Below are 14,516 nucleotides of genomic sequence, written 5' to 3' on the forward strand. Positions count from 1 at the left end.
CGGCACTCACCTCGCGCCGCCTAGCGTGGCCGGGGTGACCGCCCGACTGCCGCTGCTCGTCGCGGCGCTGCTCGCGTCGCTGGTGCTCGTGAGCGGCTGCGCGACGTTCCCCGACCAGGGGGCGCGGGAGTGGCGGCCGAAGGCGGAGGGCGAGGGCGAGCTGGGCGGGCCGCCCGCGCTCGCGCCCACCGAGGAACCACCGCCGTCCACACCGGCCCCGCCGCAGCAGCAGCCCGGCGGGCAGCCACCGCCGCCCGGGCCGTGCGAGGACCCGGACCCGCAGGTCGTCGCGGCCTGCCTCGGCCCCGTGGGCGCCGTCGCGGTGCTGCCGGCCGGGGACCAGGCGCTGGTCGCCGAGCGCCGGACCGGGCAGGTCCTGCAGGTCCGTCGCGACGCCGACCCGGTCCCGGTGGCGACTGTCCCGGTCGACCCGGCGACCGGCGTCAGCGGGCTGGTTCTCTCCCCCGGCTACGCCGAGGACCGGCTCCTCTACGTGCTCGCCGGCACCCCCGACGGCGGCCAGGTGCTGCGCATCGCCCCCGGCGAACCGCCGAAGCCGGTGCTCACCGGGCTGCCGAACACCGCGGGCGGCGCGCTCGCCGTCGACGCCGACGGGTCCTCGCTGCTCGTCGCGACCGGTGCCGGGGAGGGCCCGCTGGCCGGGGCGGTGCTGCGCATCGACACGCTCGGCCGGCCGGCACCCGGCAACCCGGACCCGGCCTCGCCGGTGCTGGCCCGCGGCCTCACCGACCCCGGCGGGGTCTGCGTCGACCCCGCGGCCCGCACGACCTGGGTGACCGACCGGACCCCGGCCCGCGACGTGCTCTACCAGGTCTCCCCCGGCCGGCTCGGCGCTCCCGCGTGGACCTGGCCGGACCGCCCGGGCGTCGCCGGGTGCACGGTGCTGCCGGGCACCCTCGTCGTCGCCCAGCGCACCGCCGAGGCCCTGTTCGTGCTCACGCCCGGCCGCGACGGCGGCTTCACCGGCGACCCGAAGCCGGTGCTGGAGCAGACCTACGGCGCGATCGGCCCGGTGACGATGGCGCCCGACGGCCTGCTGTGGCTGGGCACCGTCAACCGCGACGGTGCGGCCCCGGGCCGCACCGACGACCGGGTGATCCGCATCCAGCCCCCGACCGGCGGCGGCGAGAGTGCGGCCTAGGGCTCGTGAGTGGTTTTCGCGGTCCTGACCGCGAAAACCACTCACAGGCCATCCCCAACCTGCGAAGTTGTCCCCAGCCCGCCGGAACGACGGTTCACCGGCGTCCGGGCGCGCCAGGCTCGATCCGTGCGAGCTCCCAGGTTGATCGTCCCGCGTCCGATCGTCGTGCAGGGCCGGGCGGAGGAGTGGTTCCGGCTGCTCGAGCGCCAGGCAGGCATGGTGAGCGCGGCCCAGCTGACCGGGTTCGGTATCAGCTGGGCGACGACGCTCGCCCAGGTCGACGGCGGTCGCTGGTCGCGGTTCGTCCGGTCCGTCTACGCGACGTTCACCGGCCCGCCCGGCCGCACGGCGAGGATCGCGGGGAGCCTGCTGTACGGCGGGCCCGCGGCGGTCCTGAGCCACGACACCGCGGCCGAGGAGTGGACGCTGGTGCCCGAGGCGGCCGGGCCGATCCACATCACGGTGCCCTACGGTGCCTCGGCCGTCAGCCAGCCGGGCAGGATCGTCGTGCACCGGTCCCGGGCCCACCCCCACATCGTCGTCGGCACCGTCCCGCCTCGGACGTCGGTGGCCGACACCGCCATCGACCTGGCGGTCGAGTGCCCGGACGCCCGCACGGCTCGGACGACGCTCATCCAGCTCATGACCGGTGGTCGGGTCCGGCCGTGGGAGGTGGAGCTCCGGCTCATCGAGCGGCCGCCGCGCCGGTACGCCCGCGCGCTCCACGCCGCCGTCTCCATGGTCCGCGACGGCGTGCACTCCGCCCTCGAGGAGCTCTACGTCACCGCGGTGGAGCAGGCACACGGGTTGCCCACCGGGCAGCGCCAGGTCCCGTTCGCGGTCGACGGCCAGACCCTGTGGGAGGACGTCGAGTATCGGATGCCCGGTGGGTCACTGATCGTCCGGCTCGACGGGCGGACGCACATCCGCGCGGACGTCGCGTTCCGCGACCGCCGCCGGGACAACGCCGCCGAGCTCGCGGGACATGCCCGGCTCGTCTTCGGCTGGCGGGACCTGGACGCCGACCCGTGCCTGGGGGCACGGGACGTCGCCCAGGTCCTCCACCGGCTGGGCTGGGATCAGCAGCCGATCGCCTGTGACCGCTGCGCGGCCCGTGCGTGGTTTTCGCGGTCCTGACCGCGAAAACCACTCACAGGCTGCTCCGCTCCACCACCAGCTCCTTCACCCGCTTCGCGTCCGCCTGCCCACGCGTGGCCTTCATGACCGCACCGACGATCGCGCCGGCGGCGGCCACCTTGCCGCCACGGATCTTCTCCACGACGTCGGGCTGCTCGGCCAGGGCCGCGTCGACGGCGGCGATCAGCTCGCCCTCGTCGGAGACGACCTTCAGCCCGCGGGCGGCGACGACCTCGTCCGGCGATCCCTCGCCGTCGAGCACACCGTCGACGACCTGGCGGGCGAGCTTGTTGGTCAGCTCCCCGTCCGCGACCAGCGCGATCACCCGGGCCACCTGCTCCGGGGTGATCGCCAGGTCGGCGAGCTCCACCGAGCGGGTGTTGGCCTGCTGGGCGAGGTAGGCGACCCACCAGGAGCGGGCCTCCTGCGAGGACGCGCCCGCCGCGACCGTGGCCTCGACCAGGTCCAGCGCACCGGCGTTGACCAGGTCGCGGATCTCCTCGTCGGAGATCCCCCACTCGGTCTGGATCCGCTTGCGGCGTTCCCAGGGCAGCTCCGGCAGCGTGCCGCGCAGCTCCTCGACCCATTCGGCCGACGGCGCGATCGGGACCAGGTCGGGCTCCGGGAAGTACCGGTAGTCCTCCGAGGTCTCCTTGCGACGCCCGGCCCGGGTGTGCCCGGTCGCCTCGTCGAAGTGCCGGGTCTCCTGCACGATCTCGCCGCCGGCGTCGAGCACACCGGCCTGCCGGCTCATCTCGTGCCGGACCGCGCGCTCCACCGACCGCAGCGAGTTGACGTTCTTGGTCTCGGTGCGGGTGCCGAGCTGCCCGGAGCCCGACGGCGAGAGGGAGAGGTTCACATCGGCGCGCATCGAACCCTGGTCCATCCGGACGTCCGAGACGCCGAGGGACTTGATCAGGTCACGCAGCGCGGTGACGTAGGCGCGGGCCACCTCCGGGGCGCGGGCACCGGTGTCCGGGATCATCTTCGTGACGATCTCGATCAGCGGCACGCCGGCCCGGTTGTAGTCGAGCAGCGAGTGGTCGGCACCGTGGATCCGGCCGTCGGCGCCGCCGACGTGCAGCGACTTGCCGGTGTCCTCCTCCATGTGCGCCCGCTCGATCCCGATCCGGACGACCTCGCCGTCGTCCAGGGTCAGGTCCAGGAAGCCGTCGTGCGCGATCGGCTCGTCGTACTGGCTGGTCTGGAAGTTCTTCGGCATGTCCGGGTAGAAGTAGTTCTTCCGGGCGAACCGGCCCCAGGGGGCGATCTCGCAGTTCAGCGCCAGCCCGATCCGCATCGCGGACTCCACCGCGGCCCGGTTGACGACCGGCAGCGCGCCCGGCATGCCGAGGCAGACCGGGCAGACCTGGGTGTTGGGCTCGGCGCCGAACTCGGTCGGGCAGCCGCAGAACATCTTGGTGTTCGTGGACAGCTCCACGTGCACCTCAATGCCCAGCACCGGGTCGAACCGGGCCACGACGTCGTCGAACTCGACCAGCTCCGGCTCGCTGTGGGTCGAAGCAGTGGTCATGCCGTCACCTCCGGAACGCGGGCGATCAGCGGCCCGCCCTCGTCGGCGTCGCGGGCGGCCTCGAACGCCGCCCCGACGCGGTACATCACGGCCTCGCCCAGCGCGGGCGCCATGACCTGCAGGCCGACCGGCAGCCCCTCGGCCAGGCCGGACGGCACCGACATCCCGGCCACCCCGGCCAGGTTCGTCGGGATCGTGGCCAGGTCGTTGAGGTACATGGCCAGCGGGTCGTCGACCTTCTCCCCGATCGGGAACGGAACGGTCGGCGTCGTCGGCGAGACCAGCACGTCGACCTGGGAGAACGCCGCCGCGAAGTCCCGGCTGATCAGCGTGCGGACCTTCTGCGCCTGGCCGTAGTAGGCGTCGTAGTAGCCCGACGACAGCGCGTAGGTACCGAGCATGATCCGGCGCTTCACCTCGGGGCCGAAGCCCTGCTCGCGGGTGTTCGCCATGACCTCCTCGGCGGAGCGGCCCTCGGCGGCGCGCAGGCCGTAGCGCATCGCGTCGAACCGGGCCAGGTTCGACGACACCTCGCTGGGCAGGATCAGGTAGTAGGCGGCCATCCCGTACTCGAAGTGCGGGCAGCTCACCTCGACCAGCTCGGCGCCCAGCTTCTCCAGCCGGCGCAGCGAGGCGTCGTGGGCCGCGCGCACGCCCGGCTGGTAGCCCTCGCCGCCGAGCTCACGGACGACGCCGACCTTCAGCCCGGACAGGTCGCCGTTCGCACCCTGGCGGGCGGCCGCGACGACGTCGGGCACCGGCTGGTCAATCGAGGTCGAGTCCCGCGGGTCGTGGCCGCCGATCACCTCGTGCAGCAGCGCCGCGTCGAGCACGGTGCGCGCGCACGGCCCCGCCTGGTCCAGCGAGGATGCGCAGGCCACCAACCCGTAGCGGGAGACCCCGCCGTAGGTGGGCTTGACGCCGACGGTGCCGGTGAACGCGGCCGGCTGACGGATCGAGCCACCGGTGTCGGTGCCGATCGCCAGCGGGGCCTCGTGCGCGGCCAGCGCGGCCGCGGAGCCGCCGCCGGAACCGCCCGGCACGCGCGCGGTGTCCCACGGGTTGCGGGTGACCCCGTACGCCGAGTGCTCGGTGGAGGAGCCCATGGCGAACTCGTCCATGTTGGTCTTGCCCAGGATCGTGATCCCGGCCGCGCGCAGCCGCTCGGTCACGGTGGCGTCGTACGGCGGCTGCCAGTCCTCGAGGATCCTCGAGCCGCACGTCGTGGGCATGTCCGTGGTGGTGAACACGTCCTTGAGCGCCAGCGGCACCCCGGCCAGCGGCGACACCGGTTCCGCGCCGTCGGCCAGCGCGGCGTCCACCCGCTGGGCCGACGCCAGCGCGGACTCGGTACCGACGTGCAGGAACGCGTGCACGCGGGAGTCGACGGCGCCGATCCGGTCCAGGTGGGCCTGCGCGGCCTCGACCGCGGAGACCTCCCGGGCGTGGATCCTGGACGCGAGCTCGGCGGCGGTGAGCCGGGTCAGGTCGGAGGCGCTCACTGCTCCTCCCCCAGGATCCGCGGCACCCGGAAGCGCCCGTCCTCGGCGGCCGGCGCGCCCGCGAGGGCCTGCGCCTGGTCGAGGCCGGGACGGCGCTCGTCGGGCCGGAACACGTTCTCCAGCGGCACGGCGTGCGAGGTCGGCGGGATGTCGTCGGCCGCGACCTCCCCGACCCGGGCCACCGACCCGATGATCACGTCGAGCTGGCCGGCGAAGGTGTCCAGCTCGTCCTCGGTGACGGCCAGGCGGGCCAGCCGGGCGAGGTGTGCGACCTCGTCCCGGGTGATGACCCCGCCGGAATCTGTCCGCTCAGCGGAATGGGCGGTCATGCCCCTCCTCGGTCTGCTACTCGTCTCGCGGCGATGCGCTGCGGTTCCGGCGGGTCCGGGCCCCGGACCACCCGGCGCCGGCCACGCCACGACGGCGGCGTGGCGGCGACGCGGGACGCCGCCCGGAACACCGCCCGACACGCCCCTGTACGGACGCGTGCGCCGGTGTCGTCCCAGTCTATTCCCGCCGGTCCGTCGCCCGGCCGCCACCCGGTGGCGGAGCCGGACGGGTCCGCGACGGCGGGGACCGGATGACCGGCGGCGGCCCGGGTGGCAGGATCTCGGGTCCCGCCCGGAACAGCCCGGCCCCTGGCCCGGTGGCGTTCCGGACGGGGTCACCGGCATGCCGTGACCGGCATTCCGCGCAGAGGGAGAGGATCCGTCCGTGTCGTTCCTGCTCCGGGTCGTTCTCCCGGACAAGCCAGGCAACCTCGGCGCCGTCGCCTCCGCTCTCGGTGGCGCCGGCGCGGACATCCTCAGCGTGGACGTCGTCGAGCGCGGGGGCGGTCAGGCCGTCGACGACATCGCCGTCGAGCTGCCCACCAACCGCCCGCCGGACGTGCTGATCACCGCCGCCGAGTCGGTCCCCGGGGTGGCCGTGGAGTCCGTGCGCCCGCACACCGGGCAGCTGGACACGCACCGCGAGCTGGAGCTGCTCGACGAGATCGCCGGCGACCCCGGGCACGGGCTGGACCTGCTGGCCGCGGAGGTCCCGCGGCTGTTCCGGGCCGGCTGGGCGCTGGTCGCGGTCAGCGAGGACGGGCGTTCCTACCGCATCGCGGAGAGCTCGACCGCGCCCGAGACGCGCACCGGTGACCTGCCGTGGCTGCCGCTGGACCGGGCGATCGCGCTCGACGAGAGCCACTGGGTGCCCGAGCCGTGGCGGGCGATGGACACCGAGCTGGCGGCGGCCCCGTTCGGCACCGGGGCCCCGCCGAAGACGCTGGTCGTGGGCCGCCCCGGCGGTCCGGTCTTCCGCCCGTCCGAGCTGGCCCGGCTGGCCCATCTGGCCGGGATCGTCGCCACCGTCCTGAAGGCCTGACCGGCCCGCTCAGACCCGGATCGACAGCGCGGTCCGGACGAGGTCGTCGTTGCCGGTGGCCAGCCAGCCGTCCGGGCGGACCAGCACGTCCTCGAACCCGATCCGGGTGTCGATGTTGACCCGGGTCGCGTACTCCAGCACCGGCCAGGCGCCCTCCTCCTCGCCGTGCAGCAGCACGGGGACGGGAGGCTGACCGAGCGCGCGCAGGATCCGGATGCCCTCGGCGACGGCGGTCTCCGGGTCGACGACGGTCGACTCGGCGATGACCCGCCGGGTGCCCGGCGGCAGCCCGTTCTGGCGCAGGGTGACGGCGTCCCCGCTGGTCCAGACGCCCAGCTCGACGGCGATCCCGACCGACCACGCAGCCCGGCAGACGTCGGTCCAGCCCAGCTCGTGCACGTTCACCCCGCACACGTCGGGCTTGCCGGAACCGAGCCGGCCCCAGGCCAGCACGGTCTCGACCCGGTCGGCCGGGTCCGGCTGGATCCAGCGCCCGGTGGGGACCCCGATCTCGATGCCGGGTGCCTCCTGGCGGATCAGGGCGACCACGTCACCGACGACGGCCGGCTCGATCGTCTCGGCGCCGGTGTCGTCGCGCGGATGGACGTGCACCGAGGTGATGCCGAGCCGGGCGACGGCGCGCGCGTCGCGCGCGAGGTGTCGGGGCAGCACCGGGAGCGCGGGATGCGCATCCGCCGGTCGAGCCCCGTTGAGCGCCGCCTGCAGCACCGTGTTCCCCCGCTTCCACCTCGACCAGCACCGGGCCGACGGGCCCGACCGGTCCGACACTAGGCGCAGCGCGCCGCACAGGCGGGACCGGACGCGCTCGGCCGGGCCCCGCGTCGCCGTCCGGCACGCCCCCCGCGCCGGACGGGAACACGCCCGGTGAACGGGCGGTCACGCACGGCGTGCCGCACCCCGCGAACGAGGACTGCCGCGCCCGGAGAGACCACCCGGTCGCGGGTCACCCGGACGAGGCGTGCTCGCGCGCGGCGTCGGGGCCCTGCTCGAGCAGGATCGTGAAGCCCGCCTCGTCGAGCACCGGGACGCCGAGATCGTTGGCCTTGTCGAACTTCGACCCCGGGGCCTCCCCCGCGACGAGGAACGCCGTCTTCTTCGACACCGACCCGGCCGCCCGGCCGCCGCGGGCCATGATCGCCTCCTTGGCCTCGTCCCGGGACCAGGTCTCCATCGAGCCGGTGATCACGATGGACAACCCCTCGAGGAAGCGCGGGACCGAGCTGTCGACCTCGTCCTCCATCCGCACCCCGGACGCCCGCCACTTGTCCACGACCTCGCGGTGCCAGTCGACCGAGAACCAGTCCCGCACGGCCGCGGCGATGGTCGGCCCGACGCCGTCGACCCCGGCGATCGGGGCCAGCGCCTCGGCGACCGCCCGGGCCCGGGCCCGGGCGGCGGCGCGTTCCTGCTTCTCCGCCTCGGCCACGGCGGCCTCGGCGTCACCCACCGCCTCGGCCGCGTCCCCGGCATCGGGGGCGGTGTCGCCGGCATCAGGCGCAGCGGTGTCGCCGGCGTCGGGAGCCGCGGGGTCGCCGGCGTCGGGAGCCGCGGGGTCGCCGGCGTCGGGAGCCGCGGGGTCGGGGGCGCCGGTCTCGGGGGCTCCGGTGTCGGGGGCGGCGTCGGGAGCGGCGGCGTCGGGAGCCGCCTCCGCGGGGCCGGTGCCCGCCGCCGGCTCGTCCCCGGCCGAGCCGTCCGAGACGATCGCGACCCCGGCCGCCTCGGTGCCCTCCTTCGCGCGGACCGCGGCCTCCTGCACCGCGTCCATCGACCCGAACTCGCGGGCCAGCGCCTGGGCCGCCGTCGGACCGACGTGCCGGATCGACAACCCGACCAGCACCCGCCACAGCGGCCGGTCCTTCGCGGCCTCGAGGTGGGTGAGCAGCTTGCCCCCGTTCGCCGAGAGGGTGCCGGCCTTGGTGCGGAACAGCTCGGTCTGCAGCAGGTCGTCCTCGGTGAGGGAGAAGACGTCGCCCTCGTCGGTCAGCACGCCGGAGGTCAGCAGCGCGACCGCGGCCTCGTACCCGAGCCCCTCGATGTCGAAGGCCCCGCGGCCGGCCACGTGGAACAGCCGTTCGCGCAGCTGCGCCGGGCAGGACCGGGCGTTCGGGCAGCGCCGGTCGACGTCGCCGGCCTTCTGCTGCACCAGCGCCGTGCCGCACTCGGGGCAGTGCGTCGGCATGACGAACGCGCGCTCGGAGCCGGACCGCACGTCGGTGACCGGCCCGAGCACCTCCGGGATCACGTCCCCGGCCTTGCGGATCACCACCCGGTCGCCGATCAGCACGCCCTTGCGACGCACCTCGTCGGCGTTGTGCAGGGTGGCCATCTCGACCGTCGACCCGGCGACCTTCACCGGCTCCATCACCGCGTACGGGGTGACCCGCCCGGTGCGGCCGACGTTGACCCGGATGTCGAGCAGGGTCGTGGTGGCCTGCTCGGGCGGGTACTTGTAGGCGATCGCCCAGCGCGGGAACCGCGAGGTCGCGCCGAGCCGGCGCTGCAGGGCGACCTCGTCCACCTTCACGACGACGCCGTCGATCTCGTGCTCGACGTCGTGCCGGTGCCCGCCCCAGTGCTCGACGAACTCGATCACCCGCTCGATTCCCTGCAGCACCTTCGTGCGCGGCGAGATCGGCAGGCCCCAGGCGACCAGCGCGTCGTAGGCCTGCGACTGGGTGGCCGGGGTGAACCCGTCGCGCCTGCCGAGGCCGTGGCAGATCAGCTTCAGGTTCCGCGACGCCGTGACCCGCGGGTCCTTCTGCCGCAGCGACCCGGCCGCGGTGTTGCGCGGGTTCGCGAACGGCGGCTTGCCGGCGTCGACCAGGGCGGCGTTGAGCTTCTCGAAGTCCTCCAGCCGGAAGTAGACCTCGCCGCGCACCTCGACCAGCTTCGGCACCGGGAACTCCGCGGTGCCGGTGAGCCGCCGGGGCACCTCGGCCAGGGTGCGCATGTTCAGCGTGATGTCCTCGCCGGTGCGGCCGTCGCCACGGGTCAGTGCGCGGGTGAGCTGCCCGTCCTCGTAGAGCAGGTTCACCGCGAGCCCGTCGATCTTGAGCTCGCAGAGGTAGTGCAGGTTCTCCCCGACCTCCTTGGTGACCCGCTCCTGCCAGGTGCGCAGGTCCTCGGCGGAGAAGGCGTTGTCGAGGGAGAGCATGCGTTCGAGGTGGTCGTGCGCGACGAACTCGGTGGAGAAGGTGCCGCCGACCCGCTGGGTGGGCGACTCCGGCGTCACCAGGTCGGGCCGCTCCTCCTCCAGCGCGAGCAGCTCGTGCCAGAGCTCGTCGAACTGGCCGTCGGAGATCACCGGCGCGTCCAGCACGTAGTAGCGGAACTGGTGGTCGGCCACTTCCGCGGCCAGCTGCGCGTGCCGTTCGCGGGCCTGCTCGTCGGTCTGGGAACTCACGCGTCGCAGGTTAGCCCTGACCCCCGACAGTCATGCGCGACCGAGCGCGCCCGTCCGTGCGAACCTACGGTGGCGAGATGGACGACTCGGCCGTGGAACTCGCGCACCGGATGTTCGACCTGGCCCGGGACGGCGCGACCGAGCAGCTCACGGCGTACCTCGACGCCGGTGTCCCGGTCGAGATCACCGACCCGAAGGGCGACACGCTGCTGATCCTGGCCGCCTACTACGGCAACGACCCGATCGTCACCGATCTGCTCGCCCGCGGCGCCGACCCGAACCGGACCAACGACCGCGGCCAGACCGCGATCGCCGCTGCCCTGTTCGCGCAGTCGGCCGGCGCGGTGACGGCCCTGCTCGAGGCCGGCGCGGACCCGCACCACGGCAGCCCATCGGCATGGGCGACCGTCGAGCACTTCGACATCCCGGACATGCGGGCGCTCCTGGAGGAGCACGCCGGGCCGGCCGCAGGCTCCGGGTCTTGACAGCCAGGTAAGCCTTACCTAATATCTGCGGTGTCGCTTCGTGGTGGGAGCGGCGCGTCAGTTCGGGACAGGTGGCCCGGTCGCACTCCGGTGCGGCCGGGCCGCCGAACTGTCAGGGACGCCGAACTGTCAGGGCCGCTGAACTGTCAGGGACATGGCCCAGGCTGTACCCGTGCTACGTCTCGGATTCCCCGTCGTCGGGGTCACCGACCTCGACCGCGCGGCCGCCTTCTGGTCGGCCGCGCTGCACCTCACCGTCTCCGCCGAGTGGGCGAGCGCGCAGTGGCGCACCCTCACCGCGACGGACGGCACCCGCGTCCTCGGGCTCATGCGCAGCGACTCCCCGCCCGAGCCGCGCCCCCGGGTCCACCTCGACCTGCTCGTGGACACCACGGCCGAGCAGACCGCCGAGGTCGACCGGCTGACGGCACTCGGCGCGACCCTGCCCGGCTGGGACGACTACCCCGCCGAACCCGATTTCGTAGTCCTGGCCGACCCGGAGGGCAACGTCTTCTGCGTCGTGGACCTCAGCCGGGCGCCGTCGTCATCGATGTCGGAGGGCGCACCTATCCTGGAACGGTGACCGACCCGCAGGACGCCAGCAGCGGAGACACCCGAGTCGTCGGCGAGACCGCGCGCCGGCGCACCTTCGCCGTCATCTCCCACCCCGACGCGGGCAAGTCCACGCTCACCGAGGCCCTCGCGCTGCACGCCGAGGTCATCGACTCGGCGGGCGCGGTGCACGGCAAGTCCGGCCGCAAGGGCGTCACATCGGACTGGATGGAGATGGAGCGCGCCCGCGGCATCTCGGTGTCGTCGGCGGTACTGCAGTTCGCCTACCGCGACTGTGTGATCAACCTGCTCGACACCCCCGGCCACGGCGACTTCTCCGAGGACACCTACCGGGTGCTCGCCGCGGTCGACGCCGCGGTGATGCTGCTCGACGCCGCGAAGGGTCTCGAGCCGCAGACGCTGAAGCTGTTCGACGTCTGCCGCTCCCGCGGCGTCCCGATCGTCACCTTCGTCAACAAGTGGGACCGCCCCGGGCGCGAGGCCCTGGAGCTGCTCGACGAGGTCGAGCAGACGATCGGGCTGCGCCCGATGCCGCTGACCTGGCCGCTGGGCATCGCCGGGGAGTTCAAGGGCCTGATCGAACGCGCAACGGGTGAGTACACCGCGTTCACCCGCGCCGCCGGTGGTGCGACGAAGGCGACCGCGGCCGTCGTCGACGCCGACACGATCGCCGCCCAGGAGCCGGAGTACTGGCAGACCGCGCAGGACGAGCTCGGCCTGCTCGACGAGATCGGCGCGAGCTGGGACGAGAAGGATTTCCTGTCCGGCACCGCGACACCGGTGCTGTTCGGCTCGGCGCTGTCCAACATCGGCGTCGCGCGGCTGCTGGACTCGCTCGTCGACCTGGCCCCCGCACCGGCGGCCCGCCCGGACGTCGACGGGCACGACCGCCCGCTCGACGCCCCCACGTCCGGTCTGGTGTTCAAGGTGCAGGCCGGGATGGACAAGGCGCACCGCGACCGGATGGCCTTCCTGCGTCTCTGCTCGGGCCGGTTCGAGCGCGGGATGGTGCTCACCCACGCGGTCACCGGCAAGCCGTTCGCCACCAAGTACGCGCAGTCGGTGTTCGGCGCCGAACGCAAGACGGTCGAGGAGGCGTTCCCCGGCGACATCGTCGGCCTGGTCAACGCCACCGCCCTGCGGCCGGGCGACACCCTCTACGCCTCGCGGCCGGTGGAGTTCCCGTCGATCCCGGCGTTCGCGCCGGAACACTTCGCGGTGATCCGGGCCAAGGACGCGGGCAAGTACAAGCAGTTCCGCAAGGGCATCGAGCAGCTCGGGAACGAGGCCGTCATCCAGATCCTGCGCTCGGACCTGCGCGGCGACCAGGCGCCGGTCCTGGCGGCGGTCGGGCCGCTGCAGTTCGACGTCGTCACCGGGCGACTGGAGACCGAGTTCAACGCCCCGGTCACGCTGGACCGGCTGCCCTACCAGGTCGCCCGGCTGACCGAGGAGGCCGCGCTCGAGGCCCTCTCGTCGCAGTCCGAGTGCGAGGTGCTGCGCCGCGACTCCGACGGCGAGTACCTGGCGCTGTTCAGCAACAAGTGGCGGATGGACATCATCTGCAAGAAGTTCCCGGACCTGCGGTTCGAGGCGATGCCCGCGGGGTCGTCGGTCTCCTGACCGGTCAGTCCGCCGCGCAGCTCGACGGCGCGCAGGTCTCGGTGCCGGTCGGCGGCTGGACCGTGGTGGTCGGGGCGGGCCCGGCCACGGCGGTGATCACGAACGCGGCCAGCCAGATCAGCCCGCCGGCCAGACCGGCGACCGACACCCCGGCCGCCAGGACAGCCCTGCGGTTCCCGCGCACCGGCCCCCGGGTCGCGTCGATCGTGCCGAGCAGCAGCCCCGCCAGTGTGAGGACCACGCCGACCGAGGCGAGCGCCAGGCCGCCCAGCGGGAGCGGTGCGACGACGGAGAGGCCGATCGCGGCCGCGACGCACACGGCGCCCAGCGCGCCGAGCACCAGTGCGGTCGTCGCGAGACCGCCACGCGTCGTGGCGAGCGGTCGCGGGGCGACGGAGCGGTTGCGGGGCACGGCCACAGCATCCGGTTCGCAACCCCCCGTGCGCTCGCCGGACCGGGGGAGATCCACAGTTCTGGGTACGGTCCGGCGCGGGTGAACCGATCCACGCTCCCGAGGGGAGGACCGTGGGCGGCGGGCGCACCCGCACCGCCCTACCGTGATCGCATGAACACCTCCACCGTCGCTGCGAAGGCCACCCAGCTGCAGGACCTGCACACCGCCCCCGAGCTGCTGCTCGTGGTCAACGTGTGGGACGCGATCACCGCACAGGTCGTCGCCGGCACGCCGGGCACGGCGGCCCTCGCGACCGCGAGCCACGGCATCGCCGCCGCGCACGGCTACGAGGACGGCGAGAACATCCCCCGCGACGAGATGATCTCCGCGGTCGGGCTGATCGCGCGGGTCGCCGGCGACCTGCCGGTCACCGCCGACCTGGAGGCCGGTTACGGCGACCCGGGCGGCACGGTCGCGCGCGCGATCGACGTCGGGATCGTCGGCTGCAACCTCGAGGACCAGATGAAGCCGCTCGACCAGTCGGTGCAGGCGGTCGAGGCCGCCGTCGCCGCCGCCCGGAGGGCCGGGGTCGACTTCGTCCTCAACGCCCGCACCGATGCGTTCCTCAAGGCGGGTGATCGCGACCCGGAGGAGGTCCTGGCCGACGCGATCGAGCGCGGGCGCGCCTACCTCGACGCCGGCGCGTCCAACGTCTTCGTGCCCGGCAAGCTCGACGAGACCCAGGTCGGGCGCCTGGTCGAGGCGCTCGGCGAGCGCAAGGTCAACCTGATCGGCGTCCCCGGCTCGATCCCGCTGAGCACCGCGCAGGAGCTGGGTGTCTCCCGCGTCTCCTACGGGCCGTGGAGTCAGAACGTCGCCCTCACCGCGCTGGCGAAGCTCGCCGAGGACGTCTACGACGGCGGCGGCCTGCCCGCCGACACCCGCAAGCTCAACTGACTGTGAGTGGTTTTCGCGGCTGTAAGGAGAATCAACCGCAGCCGGTCTACGCGGGTCGCTCCAGGGTGACGCGGTAGCCGAGGTTGTGGAGTTGGCCGATGAGGCGGTCGCGTTGGCGGTCGGCGTTGCGGCGGGTGAAGTAGTCGCCGCCGAGGTCTTGGTAGTCGCAGTCGTTGGTCAGCAGGTGCCAGCTGATGACCAGGATGGAGTGGGCGACCGCGATCGCGGCCTTCTTCTTCTTCCCGATCCGGCGTGCCAGTCGCCAGAACTGGGCCGAGAGGTAGGTGTCGCGGGTCCGGGCGGCGGACCAGGCGCACTGGGTCAGGATGTCGGTCAGCCAGACGTCGCCCTTGG

The 14,516-nt window shown here is 73.7% G+C and carries 13 protein-coding genes and 1 pseudogene; 7 read left to right on the forward strand and 7 right to left on the reverse strand.

Annotation, left to right across the window (positions count from 1 at the left end; genetic code table 11):
* Positions 1-34: 34 nt before the first annotated feature.
* Both BM093_RS21360 and BM093_RS21365 read left to right on the forward strand, forming a co-directional pair.
* On the forward strand, positions 35-1,162 hold the full coding sequence (locus BM093_RS21360; RefSeq protein WP_245773686.1) for a PQQ-dependent sugar dehydrogenase: 1,128 nt from the start codon (positions 35-37) through the stop codon (positions 1,160-1,162).
* Between the two features lie 126 nt (positions 1,163-1,288).
* On the forward strand, positions 1,289-2,299 hold the full coding sequence (locus tag BM093_RS21365; RefSeq protein ID WP_245773687.1) for a hypothetical protein: 1,011 nt from the start codon (positions 1,289-1,291) through the stop codon (positions 2,297-2,299).
* 13 nt (positions 2,300-2,312) lie between these two features.
* Here BM093_RS21365 and gatB read toward each other — a convergent pair whose 3' ends face one another.
* Genes gatB through gatC form a run of 3 tightly spaced genes read right to left on the reverse strand, consistent with a single transcriptional unit; the run spans position 2,313 to position 5,664 of the window.
* A complete protein-coding gene (gene gatB / locus BM093_RS21370; protein ID WP_093347640.1) occupies positions 2,313-3,833 on the reverse strand; it encodes an Asp-tRNA(Asn)/Glu-tRNA(Gln) amidotransferase subunit GatB in 1,521 nt (506 codons plus the stop codon).
* The gene (gatA, locus tag BM093_RS21375) at positions 3,830-5,335 is read right to left on the reverse strand and encodes an Asp-tRNA(Asn)/Glu-tRNA(Gln) amidotransferase subunit GatA (RefSeq protein ID WP_093347642.1); all 1,506 of its coding nucleotides are present in this window, start codon (positions 5,333-5,335) and stop codon (positions 3,830-3,832) included. The genes gatB and gatA overlap by 4 nt, the downstream gene beginning before the upstream one ends.
* Complete coding sequence (gene gatC / locus BM093_RS21380; protein WP_093347649.1) at positions 5,332-5,664, reverse strand: Asp-tRNA(Asn)/Glu-tRNA(Gln) amidotransferase subunit GatC; 333 nt, start codon at positions 5,662-5,664, stop codon at positions 5,332-5,334. Before gatC ends, gatA begins: the two co-directional genes overlap by 4 nt.
* Positions 5,665-6,049: 385 nt before the next feature.
* On the opposite strand from gatC, the gene BM093_RS21385 reads away from it, so the two are divergent.
* Positions 6,050-6,706, forward strand: coding sequence for an ACT domain-containing protein (locus tag BM093_RS21385; protein WP_093347652.1), 657 nt, complete (start codon positions 6,050-6,052; stop codon positions 6,704-6,706).
* A gap of 9 nt (positions 6,707-6,715) precedes the next feature.
* Here BM093_RS21385 and BM093_RS21390 read toward each other — a convergent pair whose 3' ends face one another.
* Entirely contained in the window at positions 6,716-7,435 is a 720-nt protein-coding gene (locus tag BM093_RS21390; protein ID WP_093347654.1) for a 3-keto-5-aminohexanoate cleavage protein, read from the reverse strand.
* Positions 7,436-7,670: 235 nt separating this feature from the next.
* On the reverse strand, positions 7,671-10,130 hold the full coding sequence (gene ligA, locus BM093_RS21395) for an NAD-dependent DNA ligase LigA (protein WP_218162859.1): 2,460 nt from the start codon (positions 10,128-10,130) through the stop codon (positions 7,671-7,673).
* 77 nt (positions 10,131-10,207) lie between these two features.
* Between ligA and BM093_RS21400 the strand changes: the two genes are divergently transcribed.
* The 3 genes from BM093_RS21400 to BM093_RS21410 all read left to right on the forward strand — a co-directional run bounded on the left by BM093_RS21400 (position 10,208) and on the right by BM093_RS21410 (position 12,811).
* A complete protein-coding gene (locus BM093_RS21400) occupies positions 10,208-10,615 on the forward strand; it encodes an ankyrin repeat domain-containing protein (protein WP_093347745.1) in 408 nt (135 codons plus the stop codon).
* A 172-nt stretch (positions 10,616-10,787) separates the two neighbouring features.
* On the forward strand, positions 10,788-11,198 hold the full coding sequence (locus BM093_RS21405) for a VOC family protein (protein WP_093347663.1): 411 nt from the start codon (positions 10,788-10,790) through the stop codon (positions 11,196-11,198).
* Positions 11,195-12,811, forward strand: coding sequence for a peptide chain release factor 3 (locus BM093_RS21410; protein ID WP_093347665.1), 1,617 nt, complete (start codon positions 11,195-11,197; stop codon positions 12,809-12,811). Before BM093_RS21405 ends, BM093_RS21410 begins: the two co-directional genes overlap by 4 nt.
* Positions 12,812-12,815: 4 nt before the next feature.
* On the opposite strand, the gene BM093_RS21415 is transcribed toward BM093_RS21410, so the two are convergent.
* On the reverse strand, positions 12,816-13,223 hold the full coding sequence (locus tag BM093_RS21415) for a hypothetical protein (protein ID WP_143105466.1): 408 nt from the start codon (positions 13,221-13,223) through the stop codon (positions 12,816-12,818).
* Between the two features lie 153 nt (positions 13,224-13,376).
* Between BM093_RS21415 and BM093_RS21420 the strand changes: the two genes are divergently transcribed.
* Positions 13,377-14,162, forward strand: coding sequence for an isocitrate lyase/PEP mutase family protein (locus BM093_RS21420; protein WP_093347681.1), 786 nt, complete (start codon positions 13,377-13,379; stop codon positions 14,160-14,162).
* 46 nt (positions 14,163-14,208) lie between these two features.
* Here BM093_RS21420 and BM093_RS36085 read toward each other — a convergent pair.
* Positions 14,209-14,516: pseudogene (locus BM093_RS36085) on the reverse strand (IS110 family transposase); the annotation flags it as partial.

This window comes from Pseudonocardia ammonioxydans (genome assembly GCF_900115005.1).
Classification (GTDB): Bacteria; Actinomycetota; Actinomycetes; order Mycobacteriales; family Pseudonocardiaceae; genus Pseudonocardia; species Pseudonocardia ammonioxydans.